The 17,425-nt window shown below is 74.3% G+C and carries 18 protein-coding genes and 1 tRNA gene; 14 read left to right on the forward strand and 5 right to left on the reverse strand.

The annotated features are described in order from the left end of the window. Positions 1 to 39: 39 nt before the first annotated feature. The 3 genes from Sdia_RS04310 to Sdia_RS29910 all read right to left on the reverse strand — a co-directional run bounded on the left by Sdia_RS04310 (position 40) and on the right by Sdia_RS29910 (position 1,847). A complete protein-coding gene (locus tag Sdia_RS04310; protein WP_189500041.1) occupies positions 40 to 534 on the reverse strand; it encodes a DUF5994 family protein in 495 nt (164 codons plus the stop codon). Between the two features lie 174 nt (positions 535 to 708). Then, positions 709 to 1,458, reverse strand: a complete 750-nt coding sequence (locus Sdia_RS04315; protein ID WP_189500042.1) for a sulfite exporter TauE/SafE family protein — start codon at positions 1,456 to 1,458, stop codon at positions 709 to 711. A gap of 209 nt (positions 1,459 to 1,667) precedes the next feature. After that, complete coding sequence (locus Sdia_RS29910) at positions 1,668 to 1,847, reverse strand: hypothetical protein (protein WP_229830675.1); 180 nt, start codon at positions 1,845 to 1,847, stop codon at positions 1,668 to 1,670. Between the two features lie 590 nt (positions 1,848 to 2,437). Here Sdia_RS29910 and Sdia_RS04325 point away from each other — a divergent pair. From Sdia_RS04325 to Sdia_RS04345, 5 genes are all read left to right on the forward strand, one after another. Beyond that, the gene (locus tag Sdia_RS04325; protein ID WP_100457528.1) at positions 2,438 to 3,247 is read left to right on the forward strand and encodes an SDR family oxidoreductase; all 810 of its coding nucleotides are present in this window, start codon (positions 2,438 to 2,440) and stop codon (positions 3,245 to 3,247) included. A 64-nt stretch (positions 3,248 to 3,311) separates the two neighbouring features. Continuing rightward, positions 3,312 to 3,905 (forward strand): HhH-GPD-type base excision DNA repair protein, encoded by a 594-nt coding sequence (locus Sdia_RS04330; RefSeq protein ID WP_100457590.1) that lies wholly within the window; start codon positions 3,312 to 3,314, stop codon positions 3,903 to 3,905. A 222-nt stretch (positions 3,906 to 4,127) separates the two neighbouring features. Continuing rightward, on the forward strand, positions 4,128 to 5,714 hold the full coding sequence (locus Sdia_RS04335) for a M28 family metallopeptidase (RefSeq protein ID WP_100457527.1): 1,587 nt from the start codon (positions 4,128 to 4,130) through the stop codon (positions 5,712 to 5,714). A 127-nt stretch (positions 5,715 to 5,841) separates the two neighbouring features. After that, positions 5,842 to 6,138, forward strand: coding sequence for a type II toxin-antitoxin system VapB family antitoxin (locus Sdia_RS04340; RefSeq protein WP_003949502.1), 297 nt, complete (start codon positions 5,842 to 5,844; stop codon positions 6,136 to 6,138). A gap of 196 nt (positions 6,139 to 6,334) precedes the next feature. Next, positions 6,335 to 7,051, forward strand: a complete 717-nt coding sequence (locus Sdia_RS04345; protein WP_164494958.1) for a LytR C-terminal domain-containing protein — start codon at positions 6,335 to 6,337, stop codon at positions 7,049 to 7,051. Positions 7,052 to 7,132: 81 nt separating this feature from the next. On the opposite strand, the gene upp is transcribed toward Sdia_RS04345, so the two are convergent. Continuing rightward, positions 7,133 to 7,768: a uracil phosphoribosyltransferase gene (gene upp / locus Sdia_RS04350; RefSeq protein WP_100457589.1), complete on the reverse strand. Its 636-nt coding sequence runs from the start codon at positions 7,766 to 7,768 to the stop codon at positions 7,133 to 7,135. 186 nt (positions 7,769 to 7,954) lie between these two features. Here upp and Sdia_RS04355 point away from each other — a divergent pair, with 186 nt between their 5' ends. The 7 genes from Sdia_RS04355 (at position 7,955) to Sdia_RS04385 (ending at position 13,012) form a co-directional block, all read left to right on the forward strand. Further along, positions 7,955 to 8,359: a hypothetical protein gene (locus tag Sdia_RS04355; protein WP_229830677.1), complete on the forward strand. Its 405-nt coding sequence runs from the start codon at positions 7,955 to 7,957 to the stop codon at positions 8,357 to 8,359. A 263-nt stretch (positions 8,360 to 8,622) separates the two neighbouring features. Continuing rightward, positions 8,623 to 9,159, forward strand: a complete 537-nt coding sequence (locus tag Sdia_RS04360) for a tRNA adenosine deaminase-associated protein (RefSeq protein ID WP_185393232.1) — start codon at positions 8,623 to 8,625, stop codon at positions 9,157 to 9,159. A gap of 66 nt (positions 9,160 to 9,225) precedes the next feature. Next, positions 9,226 to 9,732 (forward strand): tRNA adenosine(34) deaminase TadA, encoded by a 507-nt coding sequence (tadA, locus tag Sdia_RS04365; protein WP_100457523.1) that lies wholly within the window; start codon positions 9,226 to 9,228, stop codon positions 9,730 to 9,732. A 67-nt stretch (positions 9,733 to 9,799) separates the two neighbouring features. Then, a tRNA-Ser gene (locus Sdia_RS04370) sits at positions 9,800 to 9,884 on the forward strand. Between the two features lie 453 nt (positions 9,885 to 10,337). Continuing rightward, positions 10,338 to 10,514, forward strand: a complete 177-nt coding sequence (locus Sdia_RS04375; RefSeq protein WP_164494957.1) for a hypothetical protein — start codon at positions 10,338 to 10,340, stop codon at positions 10,512 to 10,514. 361 nt (positions 10,515 to 10,875) lie between these two features. Continuing rightward, positions 10,876 to 11,760, forward strand: coding sequence for an RNA polymerase sigma factor SigF (locus Sdia_RS04380; protein ID WP_100457522.1), 885 nt, complete (start codon positions 10,876 to 10,878; stop codon positions 11,758 to 11,760). A gap of 232 nt (positions 11,761 to 11,992) precedes the next feature. Then, on the forward strand, positions 11,993 to 13,012 hold the full coding sequence (locus tag Sdia_RS04385; protein ID WP_124287463.1) for a SigB/SigF/SigG family RNA polymerase sigma factor: 1,020 nt from the start codon (positions 11,993 to 11,995) through the stop codon (positions 13,010 to 13,012). A 332-nt stretch (positions 13,013 to 13,344) separates the two neighbouring features. On the opposite strand, the gene Sdia_RS04390 is transcribed toward Sdia_RS04385, so the two are convergent. Continuing rightward, positions 13,345 to 13,554, reverse strand: a complete 210-nt coding sequence (locus tag Sdia_RS04390; protein ID WP_115067633.1) for a hypothetical protein — start codon at positions 13,552 to 13,554, stop codon at positions 13,345 to 13,347. Between the two features lie 337 nt (positions 13,555 to 13,891). On the opposite strand from Sdia_RS04390, the gene Sdia_RS04395 reads away from it, so the two are divergent. Beyond that, positions 13,892 to 14,398, forward strand: a complete 507-nt coding sequence (locus Sdia_RS04395; RefSeq protein ID WP_115067632.1) for a MarR family winged helix-turn-helix transcriptional regulator — start codon at positions 13,892 to 13,894, stop codon at positions 14,396 to 14,398. A 197-nt stretch (positions 14,399 to 14,595) separates the two neighbouring features. Further along, entirely contained in the window at positions 14,596 to 17,001 is a 2,406-nt protein-coding gene (locus tag Sdia_RS04400; protein ID WP_463403620.1) for an MFS transporter, read from the forward strand. Positions 17,002 to 17,425: the final 424 nt, after the last annotated feature.

Consider the following 17,425-nt stretch of genomic DNA (forward strand, 5'->3'; position numbering starts at 1 on the left):
CGTGGGGCCGGGCCCGAGCACACGCCCCCGCCCGGGACATCAGCCGCGGCGGCGGGGCGGGCGGACGCCGGTCTCGTACAGGATCGTCTCCGCCGTGGCCGTGTTGTGGGGGCTCAGGGCCCGCGCCATCGCGGCGATGGCCGCCTCGGCGGGGGCCTCGGGCGGGACGACGAGGAGCGAGAAGAGCTCGTGGTCGTCGCGGGTGACGAGGGCGGTGTCGTCCGCCACCGGGTAGCCGTCGACCCGTACCAGCCGCTCGTCCACGATCAGCCGCGTCGGCAGCGCCCCCCACGTCTCCAGGTCCACCCCGATCCGCGTCACCGGGCCCCAGTGTCCGGCCAGCCCGCTGACGAGGCGGGGGAGCTCGACGGTGGCCCGGTGCGAGTGCGGCCACCAGGCGCCGTCGAAGAGGCCCTCCCGGTGCGGGGTGACCTCCACGCGCAGGGTCGGCCCGGCGGCGAACCGGCCCGCCCCGGTGGCCGGGTGGGCCCCGGTGTCCCGCTGGGTGCCGATGTCGAAGTCCGCGTGTGCCATGGCGTGCGTACCTTCCACGAGGCCGGGGCCGGCGCGCCCCGGGGGGCGTGTCGCGCGGCCGCCGCACAGGGCGTGCCGCTCCTTCCACCGTACTGCGCGAAGAGGCCCTGTGGCGGCTCTGACCAGGGCGAATTCCGGAATCGGGCACCCTCGGGCACGCGTCGGCACCGGCGGTCAGCCCAGCGTCATGTGGAGCAGCCCGGCGGTGCCGACGGTGAGGATGAGGACACGCAGGGCGACCGGCCGCAGGCGCTGGGCCGCGCGGGCGCCGAGGGGGGCGCCGGCGGTGGCCCCGGCCGCGATCAGCAGGGCGGCCCGCCAGTCGATGTCGGCGGTGACCAGGAAGAAGGCGGCGGCGACCGCGTTGACCTGGGCGACCAGTACGTTCTTGAGCGCGTTGACGCGCTGGAGCGACGCGTCGAGCAGGGCGCCGGACAGGGCGACGTAGAGGATGCCCTGCCCGGCGGAGAAGTAGCCCCCGTAGACGCTGGCCAGCGCGAGGCCGGCGCGGAGCGGGAGGCCGCCGCCGGGGCGGACGAGGCGGCCGCGCAGGGCACGGGTCAGCAGCGGCTGCGCCGCGATCAGCAGCAGGGCGAGTCCCACCAGGACGGGTACCACGGCGGCGAAGACCCCGGGCGGCAGCACCATCAGCAGGGCGGCCCCGCAGAGTCCGCCGAGGGCGGCGCTGACGCAGAGCGGGACGAGCAGGGGGCGCTGTCCGGTCAGTTCACGGCGGTAGGCGAAGGCGCCGCTGACGGAGCCGGGGATGAGGCCGAGCGCGTTGGAGACGGTGGCGGTGACCGGGGGCAGCCCGGTGGCGAGCAGGACGGGGAAGGTGACGAGGGTGCCGGAGCCGACCGCCGTGTTGAGCGCACCGCCCGCGAACCCGGCCACGAGCACGGCGAGCGCCTCCCAGAGCGTCACCGGGCCACCTCGCCGGCCCGAACCGGACCGGGTCCGCCGGACATGGGGGGCGCCGGGCAGCGGAACCGGCCGGTGGGGTGGGGCTGTCGGGACATGGGGCGACGGTACGCCCGGGTCGTTTCGGCGGCCGGCGAACCGTGGCGGCGGCCCGTTCGGCCCGCCTCAGACGAGGGCCGGCCCGGTGAGCCGGGAGCGTCCCCGGCTCCCGCTCACCGGGCCGCACCAGCCGCGCCGCGGTCACCGCGCTGACGTACCGCGCGGTCGACCGGGCCGGCCAGGTGCGGTGCGCCGTCGAGCCGGACCACCGGCAGGACGGGCGCGTACCTGAACTCCTCGGCCGCCTCGGCCCGGGCGAGGACGGCGCGGTGCCCGTCGGCCCCGGCGGCCACCAGCAGGTGCCCGGCCTGCGGCGGCCGGGGCCGGCGCCCGGGCAGGTGCCCAGCAGCACCTCGCCCAGGAACGGGCCCCGTAGCGGTGGGGGCGCGGGCCACTGGTGGCGCAGTCGAAGACCGCCTCCGCCCGCTGCCCGGCCGGCCGCCCGCCGGCTCCGCCACGGTCAGCCGGGCGCCTCCCCCGTCTCCCCGCCCGCCTCGACGCACCACCCGGCCCCCGTAGCGGTGGTGACGCGAGCCGCTGGTGGCGCAGTCGAGACCGCCTCCGCCCGCTGCCCGGCCGGCCGCTCGACGCACCACCCGGCCCCCGTCCCGCCCGAAGCTGCTCTCACGGCGCGCCTCCCGCCTCCGCCTCGCCGGTCTCGCAGGTCTCGCAGGTCTCGCAGGTCTCGTGGAGGGGGATGCCCGCGCCCCTCCCCCGCCATTCGCAGATGCCGGCCGATCGACGCGACACCGCGGCAGATCCGGTGGGTTGGGCGCACAGCGGCCCGCAACCGCACGCTTCGCCGCCTCTCACTCCCTTGTCGCCCCGCCTACCGTCCGGTACCTTCCCCCGGCCGGGCGGACGAGCGGGAAGAGGCGGGGCGATGGAGCAGGCGGCGGGACGGCGTACGGCACTGGTGACAGGGGCCTCCTCGGGCATCGGGGCGGCGGTCGCCGCCCTGCTGGTGGAGCGCGGGTACCGGGTACTGGGCACCAGCCGGGACCCCGGACGGATCACGGAACCGGTCCCCGGCGTCACCTACCTGGCGCTCGACCTCGCCGACGACGCCTCCGTCCTGGCCTGCGCCACCGCCGCCGGGCCGGTGGACGTGCTGGTCAACAACGCCGGCGAGAGCCAGAGCGGCCCGCTGGAGGAACTGCCGCCCGAGGCGCTGGAGCGCCTCTTCCGGGTCAACGTCCTCGGCGCCGTCCGCCTCACCCAGCTCCTGCTGCCCGCCATGCGCGAGCGCCGCGCTGGCCGCATCGTCATGGTCGGCTCCATGCTGGCCAGTTTCCCGCTGGCCTACCGCTCCTCCTACGTCGCCTCCAAGGCGGCCCTGAAGGGCTTCGCCGACGCCGCCCGGCGCGAGGTCGCCCCGTACGGCATCGGCATGAGCACCGTGGAGCCCGGATCGATCGCCACCGGGATCAGCGAACGGCGCACCGAGTACCTCGCCGACCACTCGCCGTACCGCGACGAGTACGCGACGATGCTGCGCCACCTCGACGCCAACGAGGCCGCCGGGATCTCCGCCGGGAAGGTGGCCGCGACCGTGCTGCGCGCGATCGAGGCCGAGCGCCCCCGCCCGCTCTACGCCGTCGGCAGCAACGCCCCGCTCGTCCTCGTCCTGCGCCGGCTGCTGCCGCGCGCGGCCGTGCTGCGGATGGTGGCCCGCAAGCACGGGCTCGCCTGAACGCGGCCCCCACCTGCGGCTCCACCACATGCGGGTCCGCGCGGCCGGGGTGACCATGGTCCGCATGGAGAAGACACTGCGGCTCGCGCAGGAGCCCGGGGCCGACGCGCTGCTCAGCAGGAGTCCGCTGGCGGACCTGATCGGGATGCTGCTGGACCAGCAGGTGCCGATGGAATGGGCGTTCAGCGGGCCGCACACCATCGCCCGGCGGCTGGGTACGGACGATCTCGACGCGCACGAGATCGCCGCCCACGACCCGGACGAGTTCGCCGCGCTGCTCTCCGCCAAACCGGCCGTGCACCGGTATCCGGGGTCGATGGCCCGCCGGGTCCAGCAGCTCTGCCAGTACCTCGTCGACCACTACGACGGCGACGCCGAGGCGCTGTGGCGCGACGTCGCCGACGGCGGCGAACTGCTCGGCCGGCTCAAGGCACTGCCCGGCTTCGGCCCCCAGAAGGCGCAGATCTTCCTCGCCCTGCTCGGCAAGCAACTGGACGTGCGCCCGCCCGGCTGGCGGGAGGCCGCCGGGGTCTACGGCGAGGAGCACGCCTACCGCTCGGTCGCCGACATCACGGGGCCCGAGTCGCTGGCCCGGGTGCGGGCCCACAAGCAGGAGATGAAGCGGGCGGCGAAGGCCGCCGGGGACGACGGGTCCTGAGCCCGCCCCGCGCTGTCCGGCGGCCGGCGGACCGACCCGGCGAAACCCGCCCATCCCGACGAGGTCCCCTTCCGCCGGGTGGCGTGAATCGCTAGGTTCCCCACCAGCCGCGTTGAACACCCGCTCGCTTCTCGTTCAACTCTGCCAACTCCCGCCTCAGGCGGGGATGTTCACACCGGAAACTGGGGAGGGAACCCTGTGAAGGCAGTGTCTCGCAGAACCATGGCCACGCTCGCGGCCACCGCGCTCGCCACACCGCTGCTGCTCGGCGCGGCACCCGGCCACGGCCACGGCCACGGGCCGGGCCACGGCCACAAGCCCTCGGCCCCGGCCGAGGACGGCGCCGCGCTCGCCCGTGAGCTGGTCAAGGACTCCTCCGCGCGCGACGCCCACCGTCACCTGCGCAAGCTCCAGTCGATCGCCGACCGCAACGACGGCCACCGCGCGGCGGGCTCGCCCGGCCACGAGGCGTCCGCCGCGTACATCGAGAAGCTGATGCGCAAGGCCGGCTACGAGGTCAGCCGGCAGACCTTCTCCTTCACCTACACCGAGACCCTCGCCCAGCAGCTCTCCGTCGTCTCGCCCACCGAGCGGGACGTCGCCGTGCACGCGATGACGTACACCGCCTCCACCCCCGAGGGCGGCCTGGAGGCGCCCCTGGTCGACACCCCGGCCGACGCCGGCGGCGCCCCCGGCTGCGCCGCCTCGGACTACGCCGCCGAGGTCAGGGACGCCGTGGCGCTGATCGAGCGGGGCGGCTGCTCCTTCGCCGAGAAGCAGGCGGCCGCCGCCGAGGCGGGCGCGGTCGGCGCGATCATCTACAACAACACCGAGGGCGCCCTCTCCGGCACGCTCGGCGAGGCCGGGGCGGGCCGCATCCCGACCGGCGGGGTCACCCAGGCCGAGGGCAGGGCGCTGGCCGCCGAGGCCGGCAAGGGCGAGGTGAAGGTCTCCCTGGAGATCCGCCAGCTCCAGGAGGAGCGCGAGACCGACAACCTCCTCGCCGAGACCCGGAGCGGCTCCGCCGACCGGGCCGTCATGCTCGGCGCCCACCTCGACTCGGTCACCGAGGGCGCCGGCATCAACGACAACGGCTCCGGCTCGGCCGGGCTGGTCGAGGTCGCCCTCAACCTCGCCGACGAGATCGGCCAGGACCGTCCCGGCAAGCACCACAAGGCCCCACAGCCGCGCAACAAGGTCCGGTTCGCCTGGTGGTCGGCGGAGGAGAACGGCCTGCTCGGCTCGGAGCACTACGTCGCCGGACTCTCCGAGAAGCAGCGCGGGCAGATCCCCGCCTACCTCAACTTCGACATGATCGCCTCGCCCAACGCCGCCCAGTTCGTCTTCGACGGCGACGACTCCGACGGGGAGGGCGAGGGACCGGGCCCGGAGGGCTCCGCCCAGATCGAGCGGGACATCACCGCCTTCCTCGACCGCCGGGGCGAGCCGCACGAGGGCACCGACTTCGACGGCCGCTCCGACTACGGTCCCTTCGTCGAGGCCGGCATCCCGTCGGGCGGCACCTTCACCGGCGCCGAGGGCCTCAAGACCGAGGAGCAGGCCAAGCGGTACGGCGGCACGGCCGGCGAGGCGTACGACCCCTGCTACCACTCTGCCTGCGACGACCTGAAGAACATCTCGATGAAGGCGTTCGACACCAACATCGACGTCATCGCGCACGCCGTCGGCACCTACGCCCACGATCTCTCGTCCCTCTCCCGGCCGGCCGGCTCCAAGGCGGCTCCCCAGGCCGAGCGGCACCGCGCCGAGGGCGGCGGGCACGGCCACCACCACGGCCTGACGGAGTAGCTCCGCCGCCGCCGCTGCCTCCCACCGGGACGGCACGGGGGCACCGATCAGGACAGTCACGCCCAATTGCGACGGGGCCCGCACCGCGAGGCTGCGGGCCCCCACCCCGGCCCGGTAGGCTTTCCGTGTGATCTTCAAGCGCATCGGAAACGGCCGGCCGTACCCCGACCACGGCCGGGAATCCACCCGCCAGTGGGCGGACGTGGCCCCGCGCCCGGTCCGCCTCGATCAGCTCGTGACGACCAAGGGCCAGCTCGACCTGGAGACCCTCCTCGCCGAGGACTCGACCTTCTACGGCGACCTCTTCGCCCACGTGGTGAAGTGGCGGGGCGACCTCTACCTGGAGGACGGCCTGCACCGCGCCGTGCGCGCCGCGCTCCAGCAGCGCCAGGTCCTCCACGCCCGCGTCCTCGAACTGGACTGAGCGGACCGGCGTGACCGGCGCCCCGCGCCCGCTCCCGGCGGAGCGTCGCGCGGAGTGCCGTCCCGCCTCCGGCCCGACCACGGAGGCGACCGTTCCGCATCCACTCACGACCGAATGGGCCCTTTTCCCACCGGTCGGGACCAAGCGGTAGATCCTTTAGTAGGCATTGCCCCAGGGCCGCACTACGCTGCGCCTCATGAGCATGCTCACTCCCCCCGGCATGGGCGGCAAGTACCGCATCACGGGGGACAAGTATCCCCGCATGCGCCGTACGGGCGGCCGCCGCAAGCTGGTCCTGGCGGCCACCGGCGGCGTGCTGGCCCTCGGACTCGTCGGCTGGGGGACGTTCCAGCTCGTCGACGTCTTCTCCGGCGGCGGCTCCACCGCCACGGCGGCGGGGGCCACCGACTGCCCCCGGCCCGCCCCCAGCGCGTCCCCCGCCACGGTCGAGCCCCTCCCCGCCCCGGGCGAGATCAAGGTCAACGTCCTCAACGCCACCGAGCGCGGCGGCCTCGCCAAGAAGACCGCCGACGCCCTCAAGAAGCGCGGCTTCGCCATCGGCGAGGTCGGCAACGCCACCGAGGAGTACGACAAGAAGGTCAAGGGCAGCGCCCTGCTGCTCGGCGCGGCCGACGCCCTCGACGGCGCCTTCCCGGTTCTCGCCACCCAGGTCGGCGGGGCGAGGCACAAGGTCGAGACCCCGGCCGGGAGCACGCCCGCGAAGGCGGACGCCGCCGAGGCCGACGGCGACCAGCCGGCCGGCCCCAAGGGCCCCCGCAAGCCGAACGAAGTGGACCTGATCATCGGCGACGGCTTCGAGAAGCTGGCCCCCGAGGCCGCCGCCACCGGCGCCCTCAAGGCCCTCAACGCCCCGAAGCCCTCCCCGTCACCCTCGCCGGGCGGCCGCTGCTGACCCGCCGCCTCCGGCACACGACCGCACCCCCGGACCGTCCTCACGGACCCGGGGGCGCGGTCGTACCGGTATGCGGATGCGTCAGTCGGCCTGGCCGTACATGCGGTCCCCGGCGTCGCCGAGGCCCGGGATGATGTAGCCGTCCTCGTTGAGCCGCTCGTCGACGGAGGCGGTGACCACGGTGACCGGGGTCCCCTCCAGCTCGCGCTCCATGATCTCGACGCCCTCGGGCGCGGCCAGCAGCACCACGGCGGTGATGTCGTCGGCGCCGCGCCGGATCATCTCCTTGATGGCGGCGACCAGGGTGCCGCCGGTGGCCAGCATCGGGTCGAGGACGTAGACCTGCCGGCCGGTGAGGTCCTCCGGCATCCGCGCGGCGTACGTCGACGCCTGGAGGGTCGACTCGTCGCGGATCATGCCGAGGAAGCCGACCTCGGCGGTGGGCAGCAGCCGCACCATGCCGTCGAGCATGCCGAGCCCGGCCCGCAGGATCGGCACCACCAGCGGACGCGGATGCGAGAGCTTCACGCCGGTCGTCCGCGCGACCGGGGTGTCGATGTCCACCTGCTCGGTGCGCACGTCCCGCGTCGCCTCGTACGCGAGCAGGGTGACCAGCTCATCCGCCAGACGACGGAAAGTGGGGGAATCGGTGCGCTTGTCGCGCAGCGTGGTGAGCTTGTGCGCCACCAGAGGGTGGTCGACGACGTGTATCCGCATGCCGTCCACAGTAACGGGCAGGTCGGAGCGGGCCTCCCCGCGATGGCATCGACACGGCACGCCGGGGGAAAGTGGAGGAAAGCTCCGCGGACCGCGCGGAGGCGTGAACAGCCCGAGGATGGTGGCCTGATGCCGGAACCGGCCGGTCGTCGCACGGAGAGCGGGAACGCCCGTGACCGGGGCGGTGTGCCTGACGCCACCCCTGGACCCGCCGACTTCGCCGACGGCGTCGAGGAGGAGGGAGCCGCCCGGGAGGAGGGGCTGCCCCGGCGCCGCGCCCGCGCCCGGCTGCGTGAGCGCGCCCTCGAACGCGCCCGGGAGCACGCCCCCGGCACCGCCCGCGAGACCGAGACCGGCCCGACGGGCCGCCGCGGACGGGCCACGGGCGCTCCGGACGCGGACGCCGCCCCCGGGGCGCCCGAGGCCTCCGGCGGGTCCGAGGCCGAGACCGACGCCGAGCGGCGCCGGCGGCGGGCCCAGTTCCTCCGCGAGCTGACCGAGGCCAAGGAACTGCGCGCCCGGGTCCAGCCGCGCCGCGCCCGCGCCGCCCGGATGCGCCAGCAGATGCGGATGCGTACGTTCCGCTGGTGACGGCGCCCGCACCGGCCACCCGCGCCCCGCCCGCCCCGAGCACCCCACCGGCCCGGCACACGCCGCGCCGCACCCTCTCGGGTGGCCCCGCGCGCCCCTCGGACGCCCCCGATCCACCCCGCCGGAGGCGCGACGCGCACGCGGCGCGCGGAAGACCTCACCTGAGCGGTTCCTTTCTGCCACGATTCGATGGGCGGGCCACCCCGCCTGCCTCCGCCGGAGGAACCGCCGACCGGCACACCTAGGACAGTGGGAGAGTCACGGTGTACTTCGCCGCACTGCTCGCGCGCACCGAAGTCGGGTGGGAAGCGAGCGACACAGACCTCGACGACGTGGAAACCCTGTCGGACCTCACCGATCTGGCCCGCGAGGCCACGACGGACGACGACACGGTCTTGGCCTACATCGAGCAGGAGGACACGTGGTTCGGCATCGTCCGGGTGGACGGTGAGGACGACCCGCGGATCTACGTCTCCGACGCCGCCGCGGCCGCCCGCAGCTCGTACGGGGAGATGCTGCTCACCGACGAACTGCTCGGCCGCACCCCCGAGGACGACGACGTCCTCGCCGGCCTCGACCTCGACGGCACGGAGGAGGGCGAGCCCTACCGCGAGGACCAGGACGACGACACCTACGACTCCGGCGCCGACCAGGGCGTCGCCGGGCCCCTCGGCGACAGCGCGCTCCTCGCCGACCTCGGCGTCGGCGAACGCGCGCTGCACGCCCTGCGCCCCGGCGACGCCCTGAACGAGATCGCCGACGTGCTCGGCGCCGCCGAAGTGCTGGAAGCGGTCCGCTGAGCGCCCCGGCCCGCCGCGGCCGACCTGCCCCGGGCGGGTACGCGGCCGGGCCGGTAGGTTCCGAGTGTGAACAACACGCGCCCGGGGCCCGCCGGTCCGGCCGGACCCGCCCCCGACCCCGTCCGCACCCCCTGGGAGCCCGCCATGCGGCAGGCACTCGCCGAGGCCCAGCGGGCGGGACGCGGCGGCGACGTCCCCGTGGGCGCCGTCGTCCTCGACCCGGCGGGCCACCTGCTCGCCGCCGCCCACAACGAACGCGAGGCGGGCGGGGACCCGACGGCGCACGCCGAGATCCTCGCGCTGCGCCGGGCCGCCGCCCGCGCGGGCCAGTGGCGGCTGACCGACTGCACCCTGGTCGTCACCCTGGAGCCGTGCACCATGTGCGCGGGCGCCGCCGTCCACGCCCGCGTGGACCGCGTCGTCTACGGCGCCCGGGACGAGAAGGCCGGAGCCGCGGGCTCCCTCTGGGACGTGGTCCGCGACCGCCGCCTCAACCACCGCCCCGAGGTGATCGAGGGCGTCCTGGCCGCCGACTGCGCCGCCCTCCTCACCGAGTTCTTCCGCGCCCGCTGACCTTCCGCCCTCCGCGTCCGGGGCACGGATTTCGGCCCACGGCCCCCGATGGTCTAAGCTCTCTCTCGGTAGCGTGTCCGAGCGGCCGAAGGAGCTCGCCTCGAAAGCGAGTGTGGCGCAAGTCACCGTGGGTTCAAATCCCACCGCTACCGCTGACGACGTCCCCCACCCGTGAGAACGGGTGGGGGACGTTCTGCTTCCCGGGCAGCGGTCGCCGCCGCCCCCGCCGAGTGAGGGTCGGAGGGAGCGGCGACGGGGGAGGAGGCCGCCCCCTCCGGCGGGAACGGGCCCGGTTGTCCACGCGTACGGGCGGTGCCCGCGTCGTGGACCCCGCAGTCCGGGCCCGTCCCGGCCCGGCGGACTCCTGCCGGCCGCCGGGCTCGCACCCATGCTGCGCGCCCCCGCCGCCGGCCGGACAGCGGCGAACGACCCCACTCGGGGGGCCATTGGTCCCACGAACCTCGGACGACTCACCGGCCACCGGTCGGATCATCGCGTTAAACTTCCGCGACCCGCCGCACCGACGACCAGTCGGGTGGCGGAACCGGGACAGCCGTCAGGGCCGTCCCCGCAACGGGAGCCGGACGCCAGGGGAGGCGGCAGGGGTGGTGCAGGCCAAGAAGGTCGCGCTGTACGTGGTGGTGGTCTTCGTGCTGTACGTGATCATCACCGACCCCGAGACGGCGGGCGGATACGTCGAGCTCGGTTTCGAGGGTGTCTCCAACGCCGCGTCGGCGGTCGGCGACTTCATGACCTGGGTCGCCAACGGCGGAAATTCCTGATCCGGCCCCTTCCCGGACGCCGCCCGCGCGGCATCACCCCCGAGTGGCGGCGGCCATCCGGAGGCTGTACGCCTCCCCTGCCCCCCGGACGCCGCGTCGCGCGCGCTGCGCGCCCCGGCGCGCACCCCGGGCTCGTACACTCCGCACACGCCCGGCACGCCTCAGCACGTTTGTCACGGTTGTGCCAACTTGCCCCTCAACACGGCTTTATACGGTGCTTGCACACAGTGCGTCCGTCTTGTGATGCTATGACCGCTTTTGACGGATAGTTGACGATCAAGGGGTGGCGTTGCCCGTGCCGGCCAGAACCGCGCCTCACGCACCGCCCCAGGACGGTCCCGGCCCCGGCGGCGCGAACACCGTGCCCGGCGCCGGAGCCGCCCCGGGTGCCGAAACCGTGCCCGGCTCCGGGCCGGGGCCGGGGCGGGCGCCGCGCAGCGCGCCGTTCCGGCCGGGGCGGGCCTCCGACCCGGCCGCCCGCAAACGGGGCGCGGACACCCGCGCGCTGACCCAGCTCCTCTTCTCGCAGCTCAAGGAGCTGGAGCCGGGCACCGCCGAGCACGGCAGGGTCCGCAGCGCCCTCATCGAGGCCAACCTGCCCCTGGTCCGGTACGCCGCGGCCCGCTTCCGCAGCCGGAACGAGCCGATGGAGGACGTGGTCCAGGTCGGCACCATCGGCCTGATCAACGCCATCGACCGGTTCGACCCGGACCGGGGCGTGCAGTTCCCGACCTTCGCGATGCCGACGGTGGTCGGCGAGATCAAGCGGTACTTCCGGGACAACGTCCGCACCGTGCACGTACCGCGCCGGCTGCACGAGTTGTGGGTACAGGTCACCAGCGCCACCGAGGACCTCACCACGGCCCACGGCCGCTCCCCGACCACCGCCGAGATCGCCGAGCGGCTGCGGATCAGCGAGGACGAGGTGCTCGCCTGCATCGAGGCGGGCCGCTCGTACCACGCGACCTCGCTGGAGGCGGCCCAGGAGGGCGACGGGCTGCCCGGCCTGCTCGACCGCCTCGGCTACGAGGACCCCGCGCTCGACGGCGTGGAACACCGCGACCTCGTCCGCCACCTGCTGGTCCAGCTGCCCGAACGCGAGCAGCGCATCCTGCTGCTGCGCTACTACAGCAACCTGACACAGTCCCAGATCAGCGCCGAACTCGGTGTCTCGCAGATGCACGTCTCCCGTTTGCTGGCCCGGAGCTTCGCGCGGCTGAGATCCGCAAACAGAATCGAGCCCTAACCGGAACGGGTCGACTCGATTCACGGCCCCGACTGCGCGAAAACCCCTCACACCCCCTGTTTCCGGGGCCAACTCCCCCGTTTTTTGTCGACTTACCGCTACAGCGTGTTGCCGACATGTGACATTCTGCGGGAACGGCGTTTGCCGCAGGCTCACCGCCGGTATTCAGGTGGAGGCTGCGTTCCTCGGACGAGGGCGTCGCCGCGACCGTCCGCGACCTCAAGGGGGTGGCATGTCCGCAGAACAGGGCAGCTCGAAGGTGCTCACGCTCAGCAAGAGTGCCCCCGGTGTGCTCGACCGTGCGGAATTCCCGCATGTCCTGCCGCCGGAGACGACCCGTCAGGAAGACGCGCTCCGGCCCACGGCCCCGCCGCGGGCCGCCCACCCGGCCGGACCCCCCGGCGCCGCGGACACCGTCACGCCGCTCCCGGAGGCAGGCGAGGTGGCCGCGGCCGACCTCCCCGAGCCCTCGGGGGCGCTCGACACCCGCACCCTCTCCCGCTCCCTCTTCCTGCGCCTGCGCGAGCTGTCGGCGGAGGGCTCCGGCAAGGAGAGCCCCGAGCGGGCGTACGTCCGCGACACCCTCATCGAGCTGAACCTCCCCCTCGTCCGGTACGCGGCGGCCCGCTTCCGCAGCCGGAACGAGCCGATGGAGGACATCGTCCAGGTCGGCACCATCGGCCTGATCAAGGCGATCGACCGGTTCGACTGCGAGCGCGGGGTGGAGTTCCCGACCTTCGCGATGCCGACGGTGATCGGCGAGATCAAGCGGTTCTTCCGGGACACCAGCTGGTCGGTGCGGGTACCGCGCCGCCTCCAGGAGCTCCGGCTCGCGCTCACCAAGACCAGCGACGAGCTGGCGCAGAAGCTCGACCGCTCCCCGACCGTGCCCGAGCTGGCGCAGGCACTCGGCGTCTCGGAGGAGGACGTGGTCGACGGCCTGGCCGTGGGCAACGCCTACACCGCCTCCTCGCTCGACTCCCCGGCCCCCGAGGACGACGGCGGCGAGGGCTCCCTCGCGGACCGCCTCGGCTACGAGGACACGGCGCTGGAGGGCGTGGAGTACCGCGAGTCGCTGAAGCCGCTGCTGGCCAAGCTCCCCCCGCGCGAGCGCCGGATCATCATGCTCCGCTTCTTCGCCAACATGACCCAGTCGCAGATCGGCGAGGAGGTCGGCATCTCCCAGATGCACGTCTCCCGCCTCCTCACCCGCACCCTGGCCCAGCTCCGCGAGGGCCTGATCGCGGACTGACCGCGCCGGCGCCCCCCGTGCAGGGCGCCCCGCTCCCGGCGGCCGGCCGCACGCCCGTCCAGGCGTGCGGCCGGCCGCCGCCGCGTGTACGGCCCCGCCCGGACACGAAGAAGCGCGCCCCTCGCGAAGAGGGACGCGCGTCCGTCACCGGCCCGCCGGGACGAGCCGGCTCCGCGTGCCGAGGGGCGGCTCGCCGTCGACACCCGGCGCGCGCGGGCGCGCGGCGGGTGAGCACGTCGGTTGCCCGACAGCGACGAGTGACGCCCCGGCGGTGAGCCGGGCTCCGGCAGAGCGGTGTGCGGCGCCCCGGTGGTGAGCGGGGCACCGGAGAATCAGGCGAAGGCGAGCCAGCCCACGGCGGCGAGGACCGCCACCACGGCGATCACCCCGACGATCAGGCCGACCCGGGGGCCGGAGGACTGGGCGGCCTGCGTCTGCTGTCCGGCGGGGCCGGGCTCGTCGACGAAAGCGCGGAACATCTGCGTACTGCCGGCCGGGTCGTGACCTTGGGGACCCTGCGGCGACTGGGGGTTGTGTGCCATGGGCCAGGACACTAGCGAATGCGGCCCGCCCGCCCAACCCTCGGGGGATGCGGGCCGGTTCGCCCGGTCCGTCGCACCCGCTCGCGGGGTCCGCGCCGCCGGCGGCGCACACGCGGAGGGGTGGGTTGACCACCTCCGCGCTTCCCGCGTGCCCACGGGCGGGAGGGGCGGCGCAGGGGCGCGCGGCGGCCGGCCGGGGGCTTTACCGAACACCTTCGTGCTTTACGCCCGCACCCCCAGAGCTTTGCCGACTCTTTAGCGCGATTGCCCCAGTTTCGTTTGCCTGCGGCAACCATCCAGTTCTATCGTTGCCCTAAGCAACAAACAGGAGAGGCCGATGGCTGCTCAGTCCCAGTACGAGCAACTGGCCCGTCAGCTCAGCGCCATCGGAGCGGTGAAACGAGGACTCGCCCGCGTTCTGCCCTACGACTGCCCGCCCGGTTCCATCGCGGTACTCAATCTGCTCGACCTGCACGGTGAGATGCGGATGAGCCGGATGGCCGAGCTGCTGGCCGTCGACATGTCGGTCACCAGCCGCCATGTGGCGCACGTCGCGGACCGCGGCTGGCTCGACCGGTCCCCGGACCCGTCGGACCGCCGGTCCCGGATCCTCCGTCTCACGCCCGAGGGCAAGCTCCTGCTGACCGAGCTGTCCGAGCGTTACGTCAGAGCGCTCGGCCACTACATGGAGAACTGGTCGGACGAGGAAGTCGACCAGCTCATCTCGCTCCTCGGCCGCCTGCGCCAGGACTTCGGCGACTGCCGCTCGATCCCGAGCCGGCTCACCGACGATCCCGCGCCGGCGCCGAGCGACCAGCCGACCGCCCGTACCTCCTCGCTCTAGGACGCGCGGGCGTCGGGCCGGTCCGGCCGCCACGGCGGTGGGGACCGGCCCGCCGTCCGTGTCCGTCCGGACGGGGGACGTACATCCGCGCACGATGTAAGAGAAGGATTTTCATGGCAACAACCACGCCGGAAGGTGTGCGGGGCAGCCATGCCGCCAAGCACGGCGGCGCCGCCGCGGCGTCGGCCGGGGCGCCCATGTCGCACCGGCAGATCATGGAGGCGCTCTCCGGGCTGCTGCTCGGCATGTTCGCCGCGATCATCTCGTCGACGATCGTCTCCAACGCCCTGCCCAGGATCATCGGAGACCTGGGCGGCGGGCAGAGCGCGTACACCTGGGTCGTCACCGCCTCGCTGCTGACCATGACGGCCTCCACGCCGCTGTGGGGCAAGCTCGCGGACCTCTACAACAAGAAGGCCCTGGTCCAGATAGCCCTGGTCATCTTCGCGATCGGCTCGATCGTCGCGGGGCTGTCGCAGGACCCGGCCATGCTCATCGCCTGCCGGGCCGTGCAGGGCATCGGCGCGGGCGGTCTGGCCGCGCTGGCCCAGATCATCATGGCCGCCATGATCGCGCCGCGTGAGCGCGGCCGGTACAGCGGCTACCTCGGCGCCACCTTCGCCGTGGCCACCGTCGGCGGCCCGCTGCTCGGCGGCGTCATCACCGACACCTCGTGGCTCGGCTGGCGCTGGTGCTTCTACGTGGGCGTGCCCTTCGCCCTGATAGCCCTGGTCGTGCTCCAGAAGACCCTGAAGCTGCCCGTGGTCAAGCGGGAGGTGAAGGTCGACTGGCTGGGCGCGTTCTTCGTGGTCGCCTCGGTCTGCCTGCTGCTGATCTGGGTGACCTTCGCCGGGGACAAGTACGACTGGATGTCGTGGCAGACCGGTGTCATGGTCGGCGGCTCCGTCGTGCTGGCCCTGATCTTCGTCCTGGTGGAGTCGAAGGCCGCCGAGCCGATCATGCCGCTGCGCCTCTTCCGCAACCGCACGATCACCCTGGCCTCGCTGGCCTCGCTCTTCGTCGGTATCGCGATGTTCTCCGGCACCGTCTTCTTCAGCCAGTACTTCCAGCTGGCGCGCGGCGAGTCGCCGACGATGTCGGGCGTCATGACGATCCCGATGATCGCGGGCATCTTCGTCTCCTCCACCGCCTCCGGCATCATCATCACCAAGAACGGCCGCTGGAAGGCGTGGCTGGTCTCCGGCGCGGTGCTGCTCACCGCGGGCCTCGGCCTGCTGGGCTCGATCCGCTACGACACCCCGTACTGGCACATCGCGCTCTTCATGGCGCTGATGGGTCTGGGCGTCGGCATGATGATGCAGAACCTCGTGCTCTGCACCCAGAACCAGGTGGCCCCCTCGGACCTCGGTTCCGCCAGCTCCGTCGTCACCTTCTTCCGCTCCCTCGGCGGCGCGGTCGGCGTCTCGGCGCTCGGCGCGGTCATGGCGACCAGGATCAGCGACTACGTCAAGGACGGCCTCACCGGACTGGGCCCGAAGGCCGCCGCGGCGGCCCAGCAGGGCGGCGGCTCCAGCGGCGGCTTCCCCGACCTGGACGCCATGCCGGCCCCGATCCGGACCGTCTTCGAGTCGGCCTACGGCCACGGTGTCGCGGACGTCTTCCTGATCGGCGCCCCGATCGCGGCCCTCGCCCTGATCGCCGCCCTCTTCATCAAGGAGGTCCCGCTGCGGACCCAGGGCGCGCTCGCCCAGGCGGAGAGCGAGAAGACCGCTCCGGTCCCGGCCGCCGCCGAGGCGCGCGTCCCGGCCGCCGTCGGTGCCGCCACCCCGGCGGCGACCGCCGCCACCCAGCAGTTCGGCGCGGTCCCGGCCGCCGCGAACGGCGGGGGGACCACCGTCCACGGCTCGGTCCGGGGCGCGGAGAACACGCCGGTGGCGCACGCCACCGTCACGCTGATCTCGCTCGGCGGCCGCCAGCTCGGCCGCGCGGTCGCCCAGGGCGACGGCTCCTACGCGCTGGACGCGCCCGAGCCCGGCAGCTACGTGCTGATCGCCTCGGCCGACGGCTTCCAGCCGCAGGCGTCCACCGTGGTCGTCGGCGAGCAGTCGCTCGGCTACGACATCCTGCTCAGCGGGACGAGCGGCCTGACCGGAGCGGTGCGTACCGAGGCCGGTGCCCCGGTCGCCGGGGCGATGGTCATCGTCACCGACGTGCGCGGCGACGTGCTGGCCACCGGAGCCAGTGACGAGACGGGCGCCTTCGCCTTCACCGAGCTGGTGCCCGGTCCCGTGACGGTCGCGGTCAACGCCGAGGGCCACCGCCCGGCGGCGCTCCCGGTCGAGATCGGCGCCACCGGCGTCACCCACGTCGAGGTCGCCCTGCACACCGGCGCCCGCGTCCAGGGCGTCGTCCGGGCCGCGGACGGCCCGCTGGCCGGGGTGCGGGTCACCCTGGTCGACGCCGCGGGGAACGTGGTCGCCACCCGCACCACCGCCGAGGACGGGGCCTACGGCTTCGCCGACCTGGACGGCGGCGAGTACACCGTGATCGCGACCGGCTACCCGCCGGTGGCCACCGCGGTCGTCCTCAACGGGCCCGGCACCGACGGGCACGACATCGAGCTCGCCCACCCCGGCGAGTGACGCTCCGCGCCCGGCGCCCTCCCCCGCGAGCGGCGCCGGGCGCGGCCACAGGCCACGGGCCCGGCCGGCGCACCCAGCGGAGGCGCCGGACGGCGGCCCCGTGGAAGGGCCCCGGACAGGCGGTGGACCGGCAGGGGACGGCCGGCCCACCGCGTCCGGGGCCCGTCGCTCTGCCGGCCCCGGCGACGCGGCGCGGGTCCACCCGTACGGGTCGCCTCGGGGCGAAAGGGGTGTCCGGGGCGAACCGTTTCGGTACGGAGGAGTCGTGCGCGGGCCGGGGCGGCACCCGTGCGGGCTCCGGCCGGCGAGGGCCCCGGGCGGCGGGAGAATGGCGCCGCGGGGGCCGGGGGCCGGGGCGGGGCGCGGACGGGGACACGGGCGGCTCGGCCGTCCGCACACAGGGACTTCCCGCCCTCCGACCGCC

The sequence above is a fragment of the Streptomyces diastaticus subsp. diastaticus genome, from assembly GCF_011170125.1.
Lineage (GTDB): Bacteria > Actinomycetota > Actinomycetes > Streptomycetales > Streptomycetaceae > Streptomyces > Streptomyces diastaticus.

Coding starts and splice junctions, on each gene's coding strand:
- Sdia_RS04400 (WP_463403620.1), top strand. CDS start 14,596: ATGTCGCACCGGCAGATCATGGAGGCGCTCTCCGGGCTGCTGCTCGGC.
- Sdia_RS04345 (WP_164494958.1), top strand. CDS start 6,335: ATGAGCATGCTCACTCCCCCCGGCATGGGCGGCAAGTACCGCATCACG.
- Sdia_RS04395 (WP_115067632.1), top strand. CDS start 13,892: ATGGCTGCTCAGTCCCAGTACGAGCAACTGGCCCGTCAGCTCAGCGCC.
- Sdia_RS04330 (WP_100457590.1), top strand. CDS start 3,312: ATGGAGAAGACACTGCGGCTCGCGCAGGAGCCCGGGGCCGACGCGCTG.
- Sdia_RS04335 (WP_100457527.1), top strand. CDS start 4,128: ATGGCCACGCTCGCGGCCACCGCGCTCGCCACACCGCTGCTGCTCGGC.
- Sdia_RS04385 (WP_124287463.1), top strand. CDS start 11,993: ATGTCCGCAGAACAGGGCAGCTCGAAGGTGCTCACGCTCAGCAAGAGT.
- upp (WP_100457589.1), bottom strand. CDS start 7,768: ATGCGGATACACGTCGTCGACCACCCTCTGGTGGCGCACAAGCTCACC.
- Sdia_RS04325 (WP_100457528.1), top strand. CDS start 2,438: ATGGAGCAGGCGGCGGGACGGCGTACGGCACTGGTGACAGGGGCCTCC.
- Sdia_RS04310 (WP_189500041.1), bottom strand. CDS start 534: ATGGCACACGCGGACTTCGACATCGGCACCCAGCGGGACACCGGGGCC.
- Sdia_RS04390 (WP_115067633.1), bottom strand. CDS start 13,554: ATGGCACACAACCCCCAGTCGCCGCAGGGTCCCCAAGGTCACGACCCG.